This is a genomic window from Ruegeria sp. SCP11 (assembly GCF_040329455.1).
GTDB classification, from domain to species: domain Bacteria; phylum Pseudomonadota; class Alphaproteobacteria; order Rhodobacterales; family Rhodobacteraceae; genus Ruegeria; species Ruegeria atlantica_E.
This window is the reverse complement of record NZ_JBDZYG010000001.1, coordinates 491,637-508,684: the sequence shown is the minus strand read 5'-3', so window position 1 is coordinate 508,684 and position 17,048 is coordinate 491,637. Positions and strand designations below refer to the sequence as shown.

The following is a 17,048-nucleotide window of genomic DNA, read 5'->3' as shown; positions in this document are numbered from 1 at the left end:
GCACTTTTAACGGTTGTTCCTGACCGTCTCCGGCGACCACAAGCGGTGGCCGATCAACTCTCGGCTGGTTGTTATTCGTCCGTTTGAAATAGCGAGGCTTCCGGTCTGCTTCAGTCGTTCTGGGTCAAAAAGGCCACAATCTCCTATGAGATCCAGATCAACTGAAGAGACGATGATCTGGTTCTTCCGACATTCCGTAAATCCTTGAGCGGCTCGTTTTCCGGTAATGTGAACCAGTTCTTTGCCCCGCCACACATAGCGCGGGGCCATGCCCTCAAGACCGGGCCAGCGCCCGGCAGCATTGATCTGATCCACGCCGTCCCCATCATTCTCCAACCAAACAGTAGCAATGAACCCGCTGCCCTTTTCCTTGCTAAGAGCCCTGCCATTTTCGGTCATAATCCCCACCAATCCCCCGGAATCCGCGATCAGAACCTCCGGCCGGTGTCCTTGCCCCCACAATAAAAAGGCCGCCGCGAGTGGTATAAGACCAGCCCATTTTGCCCGCCCGCGCCAAATGGCCAACCATAGGGCTCCGAGTGCAAACATTGGCAAGACATAGTGCGGCGGGCTGGCGACATATCCCTGCGCCCCATCCAGACCCGAAACCTTGTCCGAAACAATGAGAATCCACCGCAACCCCAACCCCATGGCGTGTAACGCAAATGCCTCCAGTCCGAACGGTGCCAGCAACGCGGCAACAAAGGCTGCCGGCACAACGATGGAGCCCATAACTGGCACTGAAAGCATGTTGGCCAGTAGCCCATAGTGAGACATGGTGTTGAAATGCGCTGCTCCGATTGGAGCGGTCGCCAACCCCGCGATGGTAGACGACATCAACAACCCGACCACCTGCTTCAGCCATTTTGGACCAGGCAGCGGGCGAAAGTCCCGCAGCGCTCCAAAGACCGCGACTAGCGCCGTCGTCGCTGCAAAGGACATCTGAAACCCCGGGCTCAGCAAGGATTCGGGACGCAACGTCAATACGATCAGTGCAGCCACAGCTACTGCGCGCAATGAAATGGCGCGGCGGTCAATCAGAATAGCGCCCAGCATAACACTGGCCATAACAAACGCCCGTTCCGTTGCGACGTTGCCGCCAGACAACAACAGGTAGATTACCGCTGCGACAAGCGCACTAGCTGCCGCCAACTTGCGCACTGGCAATCTTAGAGCAACGGTGGGAATGGCCGACAGTCCCAACCGACAGACAAGAAATACGAATCCGGTTAGCAACCCCATGTGAAGACCTGAAATTGCCAGAAGATGTGCCAGATTCGATGCGCGCAGAGATTTCAGCGTCCCCTGCGCCATGCCACTGCGATCTCCGGTGGTGACGGCAGCGGCGAAGCCACCAATCTCTCCGGGAAGGATTGCGCGCACCCGTTCCGAAATCGCCATGCGCCATGCCGTTACACGCACACCTTCAGTCGCGCTATTCGGCGGCGCAACAGTCATCACCGGAACCCGAGAATAGCCAACTGCACCCAAACGCTGAAACCATGCGTGGCGACGGAAATTAAACCCGCCGGGTTCAACCGGACCTTGCGGCGGAGACAGATGCCCGGTGGTCATGATCCTTTGGCCTGGCACCAGAGGTCCCACTCCGCCATGTAAAGAAAGTCGGACGCGCTGCGGTCGGCGGTCTACGGGCACATCCTCTATGCGTACCCGATCCAGCGTAACCCGCAGCGCATCCGACGCAGAGCGATCCATGGCTACGACCCTCCCCTCGATGGGGCCATAATAGCGCCATGACAGGACCGGCTCTGCGACCGAGTGGGCCCGCGCGCCGGCCAGAACAAAGCCAGCCGTGATCAGCGCGCCCCCAATTGCCAACGCAGCCCAGCCAGAACGCATCGTGCGACCGATCCAGGTCAGCACCACGACGACAAGCAAAAGCCACGCATAGACCTGAGATCCCGGTTCAAACCGAAGGCTGAAATACAGGCCAATGCCTACAGCCAGACAAATCGGAGACCACTGGAACAAGTACCCTGTTTGGTTCAGCAATGCGGCCTCGACCCGTGCCAGAACACGCATGGTTGCCCCCGTCCTTCCGGCTCGTTAGACAGACGCCAAACTATGCCCGACACGGTTACCAAAAGGTTAATCCATAAAATGTCCGATCAGGTCGTCACCCGTTTCGCCCCCTCACCTACTGGCTTTCTGCACATCGGCGGCGCTCGTACTGCGTTGTTCAACTGGCTCTATGCCCGGGGTCGTGGCGGCAAGTTCCTGCTGCGAATCGAGGACACGGACCGCGAACGTTCAACGCCTGAAGCAACGGCGGCGATTCTGCAGGGTATGGAGTGGCTTGGGCTGGATCACGATGGCGACGTGATTAGTCAATTCGAAGGCGCCGCGCGCCACGCAGAAATCGCACATCAACTACTCGCTGAAGGCAAGGCGTATAAGTGTTTCTCGACCCAGGACGAAATCGCAGCCTTCCGCGAACAAGCGCGCGCCGAGGGCAAATCGACCCTGTTCCGCAGCCCTTGGCGAGATGCAGATCCCGCCTCCTACCCTGAGGCACCTTATGTGATCCGCATTAAGGCCCCGCAGGACGGTGCGACCGTGATCCGCGATCAGGTGCAAGGTGATGTGACCATCCGCAACGATCAACTGGACGATATGATCCTGCTTCGGTCGGACGGTACTCCGGTCTATATGCTGGCCGTGGTGGTAGACGACCACGACATGGGTGTAACGCATGTGATCCGGGGCGACGACCACCTGAACAACGCCGCACGACAGATGATGATCTATGAGGCAATGGGCTGGGACGTTCCGGTCTGGGCGCATATTCCTCTGATTCATGGGCCTGACGGTAAGAAACTTTCGAAACGACACGGCGCATTGGGCGCACAGGAATATCAGGCGATGGGCTACCCGGCCGCGGGTATGCGCAACTATCTGGCGCGTCTCGGCTGGAGCCACGGAGACGATGAATTCTTTACAGACGATCAGGCCAAAGAGTGGTTCGATCTGGATGGAATCGGCAAAAGCCCGGCTCGGTTCGATTTGAAAAAGCTCGAGAATCTCTGTGGCCAGCATATCGCGATTGCGGATGACGCTGCGTTGCGGCAAGAAATTGAAGCTTATCTGGCTGCGGCAGAGCGTCCCGCTCTCACTCCGACACAATCCAGTGATCTGGAACGTGCGATGTATTGTCTTAAGGATCGCGCCCGCACCTTCCCGGAACTGCTTGAAAAAGCACATTTTTCACTTGTTTCACGCCCGATCGAAGCGGATGAGAAGGCTGCAAAGGCGCTACAATCTGTATCCGACGGTATACTGAAAGAATTGACGCCGCACGTGCAAAATGCTAGCTGGTCGCGGAACGAACTGGAGGAGGCCCTCAACGCCTTTGCAGATGCGAAGGGCATCAAGTTCAGCAAGCTGGCCGGCCCCTTGCGGGCAGCGCTGGCAGGCCGGGCCGTAACGCCTTCGGTGTTTGACATGATGCTTGTGCTGGGGCGCGACGAGACTCTGGCGCGGCTTTCCGACGCAGCAAACTAATCCTGGCTTCATAATCAGGTAACGCTGCTCCGCTACGACCCGGTTGGCACCTTGGTGCGTGACCGCAGCCCGCATGCTGAGTGCTCTCTCGGCATGCGCATGAACGAAGAAGGGACAACGATGACCGACAGCAATAAAACAGCCACTCTGACAGTCCATGGCGAAACTTACGAGTTGCCGGTTCATTCGCCAACTGCGGGACCTGACGTAATCGATATCCGCAAGCTCTATGGCGACGCTGGTGTCTTCACATATGACCCCGGCTTCACTTCAACCGCGAGTTGCGACAGCACCATCACATATATCGACGGTGAAAAGGGCGAGCTGCTGCACCGTGGCTATCCAATTGACCAGTTGGCTGAGAAATCGCATTTCCTCGAAGTCTGCTACCTGCTGCTGTACGGAGAGCTGCCCGTCGCCAAGGACCTCGAGACGTTCGAAACCACTATTACCCGCCACACCATGCTGCACGAGCAGATGCAGTATTTCTATCGTGGTTTCCGCCGGGACGCGCACCCGATGGCCATTATGGTTGGGGTTGTTGGGGCAATGTCGGCCTTCTACCACGACTCAACCGACATCACGGATCCGCACCAGCGTGAGGTCGCCTCGCACCGTTTGATCGCCAAGATGCCAACCATTGCGGCGTGGGCTTACAAGTACCACACCGGTCAGCCCTTCGTGTATCCGCGCAATGATCTGGACTATGCGTCGAATTTCTTGCGCATGTGTTTCAGCGTTCCAGCCGAGGAATACGAGGTTAACCCGATCCTCAGCCGCGCAATGGACCGCATCCTGACGCTGCACGCGGATCACGAGCAGAACGCGTCGACCTCAACTGTACGTCTAGCGTCGTCTTCAGGCGCGAATCCGTTTGCCTGTATCGCCGCTGGTATCGCCTGTCTGTGGGGGCCAGCTCATGGTGGTGCGAACCAGGCGTGCCTGGAGATGCTGGAAGAAATTGGTTCGGTGGATCGCATCCCCGAATACATCGCTCGCGCCAAAGACAAGAACGATCCGTTCCGTCTGATGGGCTTTGGCCACCGCGTTTACAAAAACTTCGACCCGCGCGCGAAAGTGATGAAGCAGTCGGCCGACGAAGTGCTGGACCTGTTGGGCATCGAAAACAACCCGAAACTGCAGGTTGCCAAAGAGCTGGAACGCGAAGCGCTGGAAGATCCGTATTTCGCTGAGAAGAAGCTGTTCCCGAACGTGGACTTCTACTCGGGCATCATCCTCGAGGCGATGGGCTTCCCCACCTCGATGTTTACCCCGATCTTCGCCCTGTCGCGTACCGTCGGCTGGGTCAGCCAGTGGAAAGAAATGATTGCCGATCCTCAGAACAAAATCGGTCGTCCGCGCCAGCTGTATCTGGGCGAGACCATGCGCGACTATGTGGATATCGAAAACCGTTAATCACGACGATTGTAAGCGAAAGCCCCGGACCAAGGTCTGGGGCTTTTTTTACAGAAGGCTCAGTTGATCGCCGACTTGGGCTGGCCTTTCGAACAGATCGCACCGCAAAGCCGATGTACGCGTCGCGAGGCCCAGACGTTTGACCGCCAGCGCAAACCGCTTGGCAATCAGCCCGGCATATTCACCTTCACCCCGCATACGATGCCCCCAGCGCGGATCATAGTCCCGCCCCCCGTGCATCTCGCGCAGCTTAGACATGATTTTCTCGGCCCTTGCCGGTTCATGATCCTGCAGCCACTCCCGCCATAGCGTGGAAACCTCGCGAGGAAGGCGCAGCATGATCCAACTGGCAGCATCCGCGCCAGCGTCACGGCCCGCCTCAAGCAAGTGTTCCAATTCATGATCCGTCAGGCCGGGCACCACGGGAGAGGTCATGACGCGCACGGGAACACCCGCCTGCGTCAAGCGGCGAATAATGGTCAGTCGCCGCTGAGGAGACGGAGCACGCGGCTCCATCCTGCGGGACAAGCCTGCATCCAGCGTGGTCAAAGAAATGCCAACCCGCGCCAACCCTTTCTCAGCCATGGGTGCCAGTATGTCTAAATCCCGCTCGATCAGTGCGCCCTTGGTAACGATCCCTATGGGATGGTTAAACTCTTGCAAAACCAACAGGCAATCGCGAGTGATCCCACGGGTTTTTTCGATCGGCTGATAAGGATCAGTGTTTGTCCCCAATGCGACCGGGGCCACCTTATACCCTTTGGCCGACAACTCTTTGCGCAGTATTTCAGCTGCATTCGGGCGCGCTATCAGGCGGGTTTCAAAGTCTAAACCGGCGGACAGTCCAAGATACGCATGCGTCGGGCGCGCGAAACAGTAAACACATCCATGCTCGCACCCCCGATACGGGTTGATGGAGCGATCAAACGGCAGGTCAGGCGAACGGTTGTAGGTGATCAGACTGCGCGCAATCTCTTCTCTCACCTCGGTCCGCAAAGGAGGCAGTTCTTCTTCGATCTCCCAGCCATCATCGCAAGGGACAGTATCGAAATGCTCGAACCGACCAACGGCGTTCGTGGCAACTCCGCGACCTCGGATATGTGAAACACCCATTTTGTTCCCCTTACGTTCCGCCTCTACGTATAATGGAGGCAGTTCCACCGGGCAAGCGACTACGAATTTTCCGAGGTTTGAGCACAGGTGTAGCGCAATAAGGCGAGACACGGGCTATTGAAAAGAATGCAGGATCATCATGCAGAAATTTCTGTCGAGTGAAGAAAAAATCTAACGTATAGGTCGGTCCCGAAACCACTGAGGTCGCAATCGTCACAGTCAAGCTGCGACGTTTTGGCCAAAACGGGGAAAAATGCCACCACGGGCCCATGGCCCGCACAGCTCAGGGAAATGCCCATGTCTGAAGAAGAAGACATCGTCCTGTCCGAACTTAACGACGACGAACTAGTCGAGCAAATGTTCGACGATCTTTATGACGGCCTGAAAGAAGAGATCGAAGAAGGTGTGAACATCCTGCTGGAACGCGGATGGACCCCTTACGACATTCTGACAAAGGCCCTGGTCGGTGGTATGACCGTTGTTGGCCACGACTTCCGCGACGGCATCCTCTTCGTTCCCGAAGTTTTGCTGGCGGCAAACGCGATGAAGGGCGGCATGTCGATCCTCAAGCCGTTGCTGGCCGAAACCGGTGCGCCGCGCGTTGGTAAAATGGTCATCGGCACCGTCAAAGGCGACATCCACGACATCGGCAAGAACCTTGTGTCGATGATGATGGAAGGTGCTGGCTTCGAGGTTGTCGATATCGGCATCAACAACCCGGTCGAGAACTATCTGGAAGCTCTGGAAACCGAACAGCCAGACATTTTGGGTATGTCCGCCCTGTTGACCACGACCATGCCCTATATGAAGGTTGTGATCGACACGCTGGTCGAACAAGGCCTGCGCGAAGACTATATCGTTCTGGTTGGCGGCGCGCCGCTGAACGAGGAATTCGGCAAAGCCATCGGCGCAGACGCCTATTGCCGTGACGCTGCTGTTGCAGTTGAAACCGCCAAGGACTTCGTCTCGCGCAAGCACAACCAACTGGCCGGCTGATCGGACACACAGGATTGTTCAAGGGCTGTCCGGTAATCGGGCGGCCCTTTTGTGTTTCTGCGGTCGTTGCACTCAATTTCAGAGGTGCTTAATGCAACCGGACAAACTGCCAGATGATGTCAGCCTTACGACAGAAGGCTACGATTCCAATGGGCAGGGCCGGATTCTACTGCTGGCCTGCGGTGCCTTAGCACGTGAGATTCTGGACCTGAAGCGTCGCAATGGCTGGGACCACATGTCCCTGACATGCCTACCCGCAATCTTGCATATCCATCCGGAGAAAATCACTGAGGCTGTTCAGGATGCGGTCGCAAAACACCGGGATCAGTATGATCAGATCTTTGTCGTATATGCGGATTGCGGCACTGGTGGGCTGTTAGAAAAAGCTTGCGCCGAGATGGGCGTCGAGATGGTCAAAGGCCCGCATTGCTATTCTTTCTTCGAAGGAAATCAGGCATTTGAGGCACATGGCGACGACGAGACAACCGCCTTTTACCTGACCGATTTTTTGGCGCGACAGTTCGATGCTTTTGTCTGGAAACCGCTGGGTTTGGACCGTCATCCAGAACTACGCGACATGTATTTCGGGAACTACACAAAATTGGTCTATCAGGCGCAGGTCGACGACCCGAACCTTACGGCCCGCGCCCGCGAATGTGCAGAACGTATGGGGCTGGAGTTCGAGCGCCGCTTTACAGGCTATGGCGATCTGGAAAACACACTTACGGATTGGGCAAACCGCAAGCCTTCGGCCTGACACGTTTCAGGCGTTTTCCTGAGCAACTTCCCTGATACGTTCGATCATCGACCGCAGCCCGTTTGAACGCTGCGCCGAAAGGTGATCGTTCAGACCCAGACGAGCAAGTTCCCCACCTGCATCGACCTTGGGAACTTCGCTAACCGGCAGTCCGTTATAAAGCGACCGCAGTACCGCGATCAGCCCGCGAACGATTAGTGCGTCGCTGTCACCGTCGAAACGGAACGCGCCATTTTCGATGATCGGGTGTAACCAGACCTGGCTGGCGCAGCCATGTACTTTGGTGGCCGGCACCTTGAGCGCATCGTCCAGCGGCTCCATCGCCTTGCCCTGATCGATGACATGGCGGTACCGGTCTTCCCAGTCCTCCAGAAACTCGAAATCCTCGACGATTTCCTCAAAGGCAGGCGTTGCCATGTTGCGGCGGTCCTTTTCATTGCGTTCACAATTGTGACCTATGCCGCCGGTCGGTGCCTGTCCACCCCCCTGCGCGGGTTTTCAATCAACGTATTTTGCGATAACTCATTGCTGGAATTACTGCTCTGGACGTTGGGACCATGCAAAAATCGTACGTTTTTCTTCTGGTCGCTACTCTGACCATACCTGCCTGCAACAGCTGGAGCGACTCGCGAGCGAACCCCTCCAACTGGTTTGGGTCAAGCCAACCTACGGCCCCGGTTGAGCCGGAAAGCTATGATGCCAATGCCTTGGTGCCTGAACAAAGGGAGGGCGGCCTATTTTCCGGTGCCGATCCCGAGGATACCAGCGTTCCGATCGCCAAAATTGATGAACTGCGGGTGGACCCGACACCGAACGGTGCGATCGTCTTCGCCTCTGGCACTGCGGTACGGCAAGGAGCGTACAATGCACGACTAGTACGAGTAGAGAGCGAAGAGAACCAAAAGAACGGCGTTCTGGAATTTACTTTTCGAGTAGAGTATCCCGAAGAACCGACCAATCAGGGAACCGAGCGGTCACGTATGGTCTCTGACGCCATCAATATCAGCAAAGAAGACCTACAGACGACACGCCTTGTGCGGGTTGTAGGACAGCAGAACGCGCTGGAATCGCGGCGCCGGTAACCAATGTTATAGCGACACGACCTTGACGCTCTGGCCCTTGGCAGCCAGGGCAATCTTGCCCTCACACAGTTTTAGGGCATCCTCGCCAAACACCTCAAATCTCCAGCCTGACATTGCGGGCAGTTCCCGCTCACCTGCAGCGATTTGGTCCAGTTCAGAACTGGTGGCGATCAGCTTGGCCGCCACACCCGAGCTTTCGGTTTTCGACTTCAACAGCACGCGCAGCAAATCCGCCAGTGCCGGGTTAACCTTCAACTTGTCCCGGCTATTGTCGACGCTCGGCAATTGATCAGCAGGGCAGTTCACGCCTTTCTTTACTGCTGCCAAAATCCCATCTGCGATCGCACCTTTGCGCGCCTCGCGCAGCAACAGGCGCGAGCCCCCCAGATCGGACGGCGACTTGGGCTTAGTAGAGGCCAGTTCGATCAGCGCGTCATCCTTGAAAACCCGGCTGCGCGGAACGTTGTTTTCCTGCGCATAGGCTTCGCGGAACTGCGCCAACTCGCGCACAACGGCGAGGAACTTGGCCGAATTTGTCCGAGTCTTCACGCGTTTCCATGCGTCTTCAGGACGAATGTCATAAGTTTCTGGTTGGGTCAGAGTTCGCAACTCCTCCGCCACCCAATGGCTGCGCTGCGTCTTCTTCAACTGCGCCGCCAGAAATTCGTAGATCTGGCGCAGGTGGGTGACATCGGCCAGAGCATAGGTCTTTTGTGCCTCTGACAGCGGCCGTCGCGACCAGTCGGTAAAACGTGAGGTCTTGTCGACCCCCTGCTTACAAACCTTGCGAACAAGTGTCTCATAGCCCACCTGCTCACCAAAGCCGCAAACCATCGCCGCGACCTGCGTATCAAACAGTGGCTTGGGGAATACTCCCGCCTCGACCCAGAATATCTCAAGGTCCTGTCGGGCGGCGTGGAAGACCTTGACAACATCCTCATTGCCAAACAGCTCGTAGAGCGGGTCCAGAGACAATCCATCGACCAGTGGGTCAACCAGCACGGCACTATCTTCATCCTCGGACGGGACAGCCAACTGAATTAGACAGAGTTTCGAATAGTAGGTGCGTTCGCGCAGAAACTCGGTATCTACGGTGACATAGTCATATTCCGCCGCGGCCTTGCAGAAATCGGCCAGCTCTTGCGTCGTTGTCAGGGTTTTCATGCGCGGTGCTGTTCTTGCTCTTGTTTTCTTCGGCTGATCATCTTGTCCGTACCCAGCCGTAGTGCAGACCATAGGCCGATTATGACACATGTGTAAATCACCCTGAGACGTTCAGGGCAGCAACACCCGAGTCCGGTCTCCACTGGCGTAACGGCGCAACACTGCGGGGTAGAGCTTGTGCTCCCACACCAGCACCCTGGCAGCCAAGTCTTCGGGCGTGTCGCCCTCTTCGATATTCACGCGCGCCTGCCCCAGGATCGGGCCATCATCCAGCGCGGCCGTGACCTCGTGAACCGAGCATCCATGCTCTGCATCCCCGGCCTCGATCGCGCGGGCATGGGTATTGAGCCCTTTGTATTTCGGCAGCAGCGAGGGGTGGATGTTCAGTATCCGCCCTTGAAAGCGTGAAACGAAATCGCCGGTCAGAACCCGCATGAACCCGGCGAGGCAAACGATATCGGGCTGCGCCTGTTCCAGCGGCTTCAGCAGTTCGGTCTCAAACGCGGCGCGGTCGCCCTTGAACGGACGGTGATCCACCGAGGCCGTTGGGATGCCGCGTTCTGCCGCCTTTTTCAGCCCACCTGCCTCGGCGTCATTCGACAACACCAGACAGGGCCGCGCCGGGTGGTCGCCAGTCATGCTGTCGACCAGCGACACCATGTTGGACCCACCCCCGGAAATCAGAATGGCGACGCGCTTGTGGCTCACAGCAGCTTGCCCGAATAGGCCATGCCGGGCGTGTCGGAGACAGTGCCAAGACGCGAAACCGTCTCACCCGCCTCGGTCAGCAAAGCGGCCAGTTCGTCGGCGCGGTCTTCTGTGCAGACGACGATCATGCCAATGCCGCAGTTGAAGGTCTTCAGCATCTCGGCCTCGGCGATACCTCCAGTTTCCGCCATCCAGCGGAAGACGGGCGGCAGGTCCCAGGCGTTCAGGTCGATCTCGGCGCCCAACCCCTCGGGCAGAACGCGCGGCAGGTTTTCGGTCAGACCACCGCCGGTGATATGCGCCAGCGCATGCACGCCCCCTGCCCGGATCGCCTGCAGTGCCTGTTTTACGTACAGACGCGTGGGCGTCAGCAGCGCCTCACCCAGAGTCCCCTCTCCAAACGGAGATGCCGCGTCCCAGCCCAGACCCGACATTTCAACCAGTTTGCGCACCAGCGAATAGCCGTTGGAATGCACCCCGTTCGAGGCTAGCCCCAGCAGAACGTCGCCTTGTTGAACGCCGGCAGGCAGATGCGCCCCACGCTCCATCGCGCCAACTGAGAACCCGGCCAGATCGAAATCGCCATCAGGATACATGCCCGGCATCTCGGCCGTCTCACCACCGATCAGGGCGCAGCCGGACTGTACGCAGCCCTCGGCGATACCTTCAATGATCCGCGCGGCGGTGTCGGTATCCAGCTTGCCAGTGGCGAAATAGTCCAGGAAGAAAAGCGGCTCGGCCCCCTGACAGATCAGGTCGTTGACGCACATTGCGACCAGATCGATGCCCACACCGTCCACCACACCTGTATCAATGGCGATCCGCAGTTTGGTACCGACACCGTCGGTCGCGCCCACAAGGATCGGATCCTGATACCCAGCGTCCTTCAGATCGAACAAAGCACCGAATCCGCCCAGCCCGCTCATCACGCCCGAACGATTGGTCCGCTTGGCCGCGGGCTTGATCCGGTCGACCAGAGCGTTCCCCGCATCAATATCAACGCCTGCATCGGCATAGGTGATTCCGTTCTTGCCCGTCGTCATGGCCAGCCCCTTATGAATGGTTCCCGCGCGGGTTATTCGATTGTGCGACATGTTGCAACGGTCAGGCTTGACGCGGACGTTCATCGTGGTACTCAAAGCCGCATGGCGGGCCTGTAGCTCAATTGGTTAGAGCAGAGCGCTCATAACGCTTTGGTTGCGGGTTCAAGTCCTGCCGGGCCTACCAAAAACCGCCTTTATTCTTTAAAATCAACGACAGGGTGTCCCACGAACTGGCCGATGTGGCTCATATGTTTTCAATGGGTTACAAAACGAGTGTCCCACGAAATTCAGTAATTTGCGACCGATTCCAGCTCAGGCGATCCCGGTAGTTTTTCGAGCGCTGGTACATCATTGCGCTCCAACCATTCCCTGATCACCGCCCAATGGTCCTGCGACCCAGCCGAGAAGCGATAAGAGTGCAGATCGGCTATCTTACGCTCGAGATCCGCCCACCACAGCAGCTTGAGTTTCAGCCCGTGGCTTTTCACCCAGACACACAACGCCGTCTGCCAGTCATCGACCCGGCGGGTCTCAAATTCTTTATGGAGATGAAACGGGATTCGGTCGGGCCATGTCGTCATGCCCCCGATATGAGGCAGGCAGGAGAAAGCGGCAAGCACTGGAACATGCAAGGTTAATAAAAACAGGAAGTGGGTAGAACGGAAATCGCAGAATCCTACTTTGCTCTAACCTTACAAAGGTCTAATGACACCGAGACTGTCTTTGAGTCTGTACCATGTCAGCTAGCTTTTGGTATAAATCCGCAGTTTGATAGATGAGACCCATTTGATACGCCGTTAAATCTGCTAACTCCACCCATGACTCTGTTGCTGTAGCCTTCATTTGAGCAACAGGTTCTTCCATTTGTTTTGCTGCCTGCGCATTCGTCAAAGCCAATGGACCATACTTTTCCGCGAGCCCATTACTTTCTTCACAAAATTGGCTATCGCCGGTCGCGCAAAGTTTGCAGGAAACGTCATCTAGAAGCACTGGCTGGCGTCCATTCCAATCAGCATTATGTACCCACTCTGAATGCTGGGGTTCGCGCAAGTAATTAAAGCTCTCGTATGCGGGCGTATTGTTATCAATATCCCACTGCGTCGTAATGAACGTTCCGACACGCGCACAGTAAGGCCTTGCAACACTAACTGTAATTATCAGCTCTGACCGTGCCTCCCCTGGAACAAGTTTTACGTCTGCCGAACAAGACCCTTTATCTATGTCGCAATCACATCCGCTGAACGACAGCAAACCACTTAATCTAGAATATAATTCCGAAGTGTCCTTTATTTCGCTCTCGAAACGGGAATTTGCCTTTTTCATCTCACCTACCGCCTGTGATAGGGCCTGTTCCACAGATTGAGATGAAACTTTGGAAACTTGGGAGAACGTAAGTGCGAAGACCAATAGAAACAAAACTCGCATAGTCAGTTCCTTTCTAAAGAAATAAATAAGTGACCTTGTGAAACACAAATATAGTAAGCTAAAAACAAGCAATCGTCACCGTCCCCTGACTGCAGAACTTGACTAAAAGAAAACGAAGACCCTCCCCTGCCTCCTTAAAAAAAGATGGCCGAAAACGGCCACAGCGAACACAGTGATACATTTTTCACGGACGTTTTGTCATCGAGAGGTTCCCGCCTGTGACGACAGATTGACCATCGAGTTGGCGACACTAGCCAGCTCTCTAATGTGAGGTCATTGAATATCACATCGCAACGACGTCATTCAGTAACCCCGACAAATAGTATCAAGCCGAGTTATTTGGCATTCGCTTTTGCTGGCAGTTGCAGAGCGTCGAGGTCGAAAACTTCGTACTGCCAATACTGCCGGGACAACCGCCACCACCTCGCCACTAGCAAGCCGTCCACAAAACCCCGGACATGGCATCTCTGACGGCGCGAGTGTGTCGGGTGAAGAAACGTATCGCCGATTTCAAATTGCTGTTCCATATCGGTCCCCTCTATCGTGATCTACAATAACCGGCCCGGTTTATCCATGAAGTGGCGGATGCGGTTTCCAAATGCCTGCACCGGTCACCAGAGGACCGGGCGTAGTCCAATGCATACCCTTCAGCGATTACCGCCCTAATGTCCTGCCCACCAGCATAGCACACCCCTACCCAGCGGTCATGGTGGCTCACCGTTCAAGTCACACGAAATCGACTTGCCGCGCAATAGTTCACCATCCAGCGCTTAGCGCTTTGCACTGATCACGTGCTGACTTCTGGGGCATCCATGCGGTTCAGGTGCACCGGAGTGCCATCCGCATAGGCCGCAGTGGCAAGGGCTAGGATAGAAGCTGTCTGGAGGTGTTTCATCCAGTTGTTACTCATGAAATAGAGGTGGGTTTGCCGCAATTTTGAAGCACCGGAAGCCCGTGGTATAATTTGAGTTTATTTTTGTTGCTTACGGAATTTGGAGGTTAAAAAATGTTAAAGTTTCGAATTGTCTGCATTTTTGTTGCCCTGTTCATTGGCGGTGGCGCATCCGCTCAGTCAAGCTGTGTGTATTCGTTCTACAATAACAGATCTCTGTACTTCCAAAACATGTGCGACGTTCCAATTATATTCTCTTGGCGTACTTCATACGGAAATTGCGCAAACGGTTGTGGTTCGGGGCGCTTTGCTCCCGGCGCGCGGATGAGCACCTCATCAAAAACCAATGATGGTGGCGTGAGGTACTGGGTCTGCTTCTACCAAGACTGGGTGAATGGCCAGTGTAGGGTGAATTGACAGCACCCGTAGGGGTTATTGGCGGATTTACTGCGTCGAAAGATTCTGAACCAGCGTAGCAAACCTTAATTTTTGCCCCTCGGCAGGGTCATATCGACTTGCCCTGATATGAGGCAGGTCGCAGATAGCGGTAGGCGTACTATTTGTGGTCTATATGTTTGCCGCGCGTGGCTGCTAGGCGCGCGCTTTGACTGGGATCGAGACGCCGGTAGTAAACGTATTTTTACTGTTCCTTGCCCCGAGCCCAGAATGTGCAAGCAGCTTGTCCCCGTCGACAATTGTTACACTACTCGTCCCATAGTTTGTAACGGCGATCTTGCCAGTTGGTGACACTCCTAGTCCGTGAGGAAAATCAAAGCTGTTGCCTTTACAGATAAACTCGACTTTCCCGGTTCTAGCATCAACAGCGAGAAGCCGGTTGCCAACCTGATCCGGAAGCCAGATTCGATCCCGCCACACACCCAAAGAGTCTGAGTGAACGTTTTTATACACGCCTATGCATTTCCAGCGATGACCAGCTTTGGCCTTGACCCAGAGACTTGATTTTACGCCGCCATAAGCCGTAAGTTTTGGATTCGCAGAAACGGCAATCGCAATGTACCTTTGCCGGTCTGGGTCATATATTACGTCCCTCACCCCCCAAGGAGTAGGAAGTTTGTAGGTCGTCTCGCCGATGTTGAACCGAGGGTTTTTCCCAGTTGAAAGGGTATAGCAAAGCTGCCCTTCATCATCGTAAGCTACACCATGAGCAAAATCTTTTGTCTCATGTGGCCGTGTGTCCAAATGGGTTGATTGATAGTTCCAAGGCACGGATCTGGATCTATTGATCCGATATCGGCCATAGATACTGGACCAACAACCGCTAACAGAAGCTTCCCATGTAGTTTCGTCGATCCGTTTTGCGGCGATGTCGTCTGTCGGATAATCAAGTTCGGCTTTCCAGACTGGCTGGGACGGATTGTTGACATGAAATATCGCCATACGCAGCCCGCTTCGGTGATTGGCTAAGAAAGACGTTTCGTCAAGCCACCAAACCCCAGTGATAGTCGAATACCTTTCGCCACTGCGACCAATGTGAAGAGTTGGCGTTTCGGCACGGTTTGGCTCTTCCCATACAATATAGGCGTCAACGTTATCGATAGGCATGTCGAAGGTCACAGCCTTGCCTTCAGATCGATGCTTTATGCCCGATATTAGAATATTGAGTCTGGCGGTCGTCGTCTCTTCACGCCGAACTCGCTTCTTTGCCCGTTTCTTTCGAGCCTTCTTCAGCAGCTTTCGAACTGACACCGCAAAGAAGAGGAAAACCAAGGTGAAGATTACGACGGATTTGAACGGTGGCACTTTATTCTTTGAATCTTTTAGAGAAATGACTGAAAAAGTTCTTCTTCAGCCACGACCGCAGGAAGGTTCCCTACTGTATTGTTCAACAGCTTAAGTCAATAAATCCTGCTTCAAATTGTCGAGATCAATTTTTATGCCGCTTCACTGATGAGTCAGCGGAAAACCCAGCCTTCGATATGTCACGCAATGAAGAGGTTGTTAGCGCCGAGCCTCTCTATGGCAATTCGATCAACAAAGTGGCGCAACCAAAGAAGCATTGCGCAAACATTGCCAATGAGTGCTCGACCACGACCTGAAAACTGGTTTTTCCATACGGAACGTTTTTCCGGTGTCTTGCCTGTACCTCTTAGAAGGGCACAGCATGACGGCATAAGTCAGAGCCACCCAAGCAAGCATATGCCCAATGGATGCTCGCCTGATATTGACAAAATGGCCGGAGCGACACTCACAGAATCCAATTGGCGAAACAGAACTCACAGCTTTCGAAACTAGCGATTGGCCTTCATTTCTTTGCCTCGAATTTGGCCGGAAGCGTATCGACTTTGGTCAAGGTCGTATTGATCGAACCTGCACGACCCTTCTCTAGGTTAAAGCTCGTGAACAATGCTGCGTCATCGCCGACTGTGCGCATGGTACCGTTTGCAGCACCGCCGACCACGTCAGGCGCGCCGGCTGCCTGGAATGATAGCCCGCCAACACCGTCAGGTACAAACAGCACGTACTGAGTTTCGCTTAGCTGCTCCTCCGGACTGATCCATCGAACCCGCGCAACCAGAACGCCGTGCTTTGTTTCCAGAAATTCAATGGCGAAATTTGCCCCTTCAAAAGACTCGATGGTGCCATCGGTTGTAACCGAAACGTAGGAATATCCGCTTTTGGTCACCCAGATTGTATTCACCAAATCCTCTGTCCCGGTCAGATCCTCAGCTTGCAGGCTACCGCTCAGGACACACAAGAAACCCATGGCGCAAACTGTTTTGGAAACAAAGCGAAGAAAAAAGGTCCGGATGTTCGAAACGGTCCAATATTGCCAATGCAATATTAGCGGCAAGGTGCGAATGTTCATCTCAAGGCTCCCAATGAATTGTAAGTAGAATGAACTGCAATCTCTTACGAGCCTACTGCGCGCGCGCTAAACCGCGCAACCCGACCGACTGCAACCATGACGC

At 55.3% G+C, this 17,048-nt stretch carries 16 protein-coding genes and 1 tRNA gene; 6 read left to right on the top strand and 11 right to left on the bottom strand.

Going from position 1 to position 17,048, the window contains the following annotated elements; all coding sequences use genetic code 11:
- Positions 1 to 6 precede the first annotated feature (6 nt).
- Complete coding sequence (locus ABLN94_RS02565; protein ID WP_352988802.1) at positions 7 to 2,043, bottom strand: ComEC/Rec2 family competence protein; 2,037 nt, start codon at positions 2,041 to 2,043, stop codon at positions 7 to 9.
- Between the two features lie 78 nt (positions 2,044 to 2,121).
- Here ABLN94_RS02565 and gltX point away from each other — a divergent pair, with 78 nt between their 5' ends.
- Positions 2,122 to 3,522 carry a glutamate--tRNA ligase gene (gltX, locus tag ABLN94_RS02560; protein ID WP_352988800.1) on the top strand — a complete coding sequence of 467 codons (1,401 nt, stop codon included), beginning with the start codon at positions 2,122 to 2,124 and terminating at the stop codon, positions 3,520 to 3,522.
- 120 nt (positions 3,523 to 3,642) lie between these two features.
- Positions 3,643 to 4,938, top strand: a complete 1,296-nt coding sequence (gltA, locus tag ABLN94_RS02555; RefSeq protein ID WP_352988798.1) for a citrate synthase — start codon at positions 3,643 to 3,645, stop codon at positions 4,936 to 4,938.
- Between the two features lie 48 nt (positions 4,939 to 4,986).
- On the opposite strand, the gene ABLN94_RS02550 is transcribed toward gltA, so the two are convergent.
- A complete protein-coding gene (locus tag ABLN94_RS02550) occupies positions 4,987 to 6,051 on the bottom strand; it encodes a PA0069 family radical SAM protein (RefSeq protein WP_352988796.1) in 1,065 nt (354 codons plus the stop codon).
- Between the two features lie 297 nt (positions 6,052 to 6,348).
- Here ABLN94_RS02550 and ABLN94_RS02545 point away from each other — a divergent pair, with 297 nt between their 5' ends.
- Positions 6,349 to 7,047: a corrinoid protein gene (locus tag ABLN94_RS02545; protein ID WP_170493175.1), complete on the top strand. Its 699-nt coding sequence runs from the start codon at positions 6,349 to 6,351 to the stop codon at positions 7,045 to 7,047.
- 91 nt (positions 7,048 to 7,138) lie between these two features.
- The gene (locus ABLN94_RS02540; RefSeq protein WP_352988794.1) at positions 7,139 to 7,804 is read left to right on the top strand and encodes a DUF1638 domain-containing protein; all 666 of its coding nucleotides are present in this window, start codon (positions 7,139 to 7,141) and stop codon (positions 7,802 to 7,804) included.
- Positions 7,805 to 7,810: 6 nt separating this feature from the next.
- On the opposite strand, the gene ABLN94_RS02535 is transcribed toward ABLN94_RS02540, so the two are convergent.
- Positions 7,811 to 8,221, bottom strand: coding sequence for a SufE family protein (locus ABLN94_RS02535; protein ID WP_352988792.1), 411 nt, complete (start codon positions 8,219 to 8,221; stop codon positions 7,811 to 7,813).
- Between the two features lie 140 nt (positions 8,222 to 8,361).
- On the opposite strand from ABLN94_RS02535, the gene ABLN94_RS02530 reads away from it, so the two are divergent.
- On the top strand, positions 8,362 to 8,886 hold the full coding sequence (locus tag ABLN94_RS02530) for a hypothetical protein (RefSeq protein WP_352988790.1): 525 nt from the start codon (positions 8,362 to 8,364) through the stop codon (positions 8,884 to 8,886).
- Between the two features lie 6 nt (positions 8,887 to 8,892).
- Here ABLN94_RS02530 and rnd read toward each other — a convergent pair whose 3' ends face one another.
- The 3 genes from rnd to purM form a co-directional block, all read right to left on the bottom strand.
- Positions 8,893 to 10,050 carry a ribonuclease D gene (gene rnd / locus ABLN94_RS02525; protein WP_352988788.1) on the bottom strand — a complete coding sequence of 386 codons (1,158 nt, stop codon included), beginning with the start codon at positions 10,048 to 10,050 and terminating at the stop codon, positions 8,893 to 8,895.
- Between the two features lie 111 nt (positions 10,051 to 10,161).
- Positions 10,162 to 10,758 (bottom strand): phosphoribosylglycinamide formyltransferase, encoded by a 597-nt coding sequence (purN, locus tag ABLN94_RS02520; RefSeq protein ID WP_352988786.1) that lies wholly within the window; start codon positions 10,756 to 10,758, stop codon positions 10,162 to 10,164.
- Complete coding sequence (purM, locus tag ABLN94_RS02515) at positions 10,755 to 11,801, bottom strand: phosphoribosylformylglycinamidine cyclo-ligase (protein WP_352988784.1); 1,047 nt, start codon at positions 11,799 to 11,801, stop codon at positions 10,755 to 10,757. Before purM ends, purN begins: the two co-directional genes overlap by 4 nt.
- A gap of 107 nt (positions 11,802 to 11,908) precedes the next feature.
- Between purM and ABLN94_RS02510 the strand changes: the two genes are divergently transcribed.
- Positions 11,909 to 11,985, top strand: a tRNA-Ile gene (locus tag ABLN94_RS02510).
- A gap of 103 nt (positions 11,986 to 12,088) precedes the next feature.
- On the opposite strand, the gene ABLN94_RS02505 is transcribed toward ABLN94_RS02510, so the two are convergent.
- The 5 genes from ABLN94_RS02505 to ABLN94_RS02485 all read right to left on the bottom strand — a co-directional run bounded on the left by ABLN94_RS02505 (position 12,089) and on the right by ABLN94_RS02485 (position 16,945).
- Positions 12,089 to 12,382, bottom strand: a complete 294-nt coding sequence (locus ABLN94_RS02505) for a hypothetical protein (protein ID WP_352988783.1) — start codon at positions 12,380 to 12,382, stop codon at positions 12,089 to 12,091.
- Between the two features lie 121 nt (positions 12,383 to 12,503).
- The gene (locus ABLN94_RS02500; RefSeq protein ID WP_352988781.1) at positions 12,504 to 13,226 is read right to left on the bottom strand and encodes a hypothetical protein; all 723 of its coding nucleotides are present in this window, start codon (positions 13,224 to 13,226) and stop codon (positions 12,504 to 12,506) included.
- Between the two features lie 335 nt (positions 13,227 to 13,561).
- Positions 13,562 to 13,753 carry a hypothetical protein gene (locus tag ABLN94_RS02495; protein ID WP_352988779.1) on the bottom strand — a complete coding sequence of 64 codons (192 nt, stop codon included), beginning with the start codon at positions 13,751 to 13,753 and terminating at the stop codon, positions 13,562 to 13,564.
- A gap of 956 nt (positions 13,754 to 14,709) precedes the next feature.
- Positions 14,710 to 15,879, bottom strand: a complete 1,170-nt coding sequence (locus ABLN94_RS02490) for a hypothetical protein (RefSeq protein ID WP_352988778.1) — start codon at positions 15,877 to 15,879, stop codon at positions 14,710 to 14,712.
- Positions 15,880 to 16,381: 502 nt separating this feature from the next.
- Positions 16,382 to 16,945 carry a hypothetical protein gene (locus ABLN94_RS02485; protein WP_352988776.1) on the bottom strand — a complete coding sequence of 188 codons (564 nt, stop codon included), beginning with the start codon at positions 16,943 to 16,945 and terminating at the stop codon, positions 16,382 to 16,384.
- Between the last annotated feature and the right edge of the window lie 103 nt (positions 16,946 to 17,048).

Coding starts and splice junctions, on each gene's coding strand:
- ABLN94_RS02535 (WP_352988792.1), bottom strand. CDS start 8,221: ATGGCAACGCCTGCCTTTGAGGAAATCGTCGAGGATTTCGAGTTTCTG.
- ABLN94_RS02565 (WP_352988802.1), bottom strand. CDS start 2,043: ATGCGTGTTCTGGCACGGGTCGAGGCCGCATTGCTGAACCAAACAGGG.
- gltX (WP_352988800.1), top strand. CDS start 2,122: ATGTCCGATCAGGTCGTCACCCGTTTCGCCCCCTCACCTACTGGCTTT.
- ABLN94_RS02485 (WP_352988776.1), bottom strand. CDS start 16,945: ATGAACATTCGCACCTTGCCGCTAATATTGCATTGGCAATATTGGACC.
- rnd (WP_352988788.1), bottom strand. CDS start 10,050: ATGAAAACCCTGACAACGACGCAAGAGCTGGCCGATTTCTGCAAGGCC.
- purM (WP_352988784.1), bottom strand. CDS start 11,801: ATGACGACGGGCAAGAACGGAATCACCTATGCCGATGCAGGCGTTGAT.
- gltA (WP_352988798.1), top strand. CDS start 3,643: ATGACCGACAGCAATAAAACAGCCACTCTGACAGTCCATGGCGAAACT.
- ABLN94_RS02500 (WP_352988781.1), bottom strand. CDS start 13,226: ATGCGAGTTTTGTTTCTATTGGTCTTCGCACTTACGTTCTCCCAAGTT.
- ABLN94_RS02495 (WP_352988779.1), bottom strand. CDS start 13,753: ATGGAACAGCAATTTGAAATCGGCGATACGTTTCTTCACCCGACACAC.
- ABLN94_RS02530 (WP_352988790.1), top strand. CDS start 8,362: ATGCAAAAATCGTACGTTTTTCTTCTGGTCGCTACTCTGACCATACCT.
- ABLN94_RS02545 (WP_170493175.1), top strand. CDS start 6,349: ATGTCTGAAGAAGAAGACATCGTCCTGTCCGAACTTAACGACGACGAA.
- ABLN94_RS02505 (WP_352988783.1), bottom strand. CDS start 12,382: ATGACGACATGGCCCGACCGAATCCCGTTTCATCTCCATAAAGAATTT.
- ABLN94_RS02540 (WP_352988794.1), top strand. CDS start 7,139: ATGCAACCGGACAAACTGCCAGATGATGTCAGCCTTACGACAGAAGGC.
- ABLN94_RS02550 (WP_352988796.1), bottom strand. CDS start 6,051: ATGGGTGTTTCACATATCCGAGGTCGCGGAGTTGCCACGAACGCCGTT.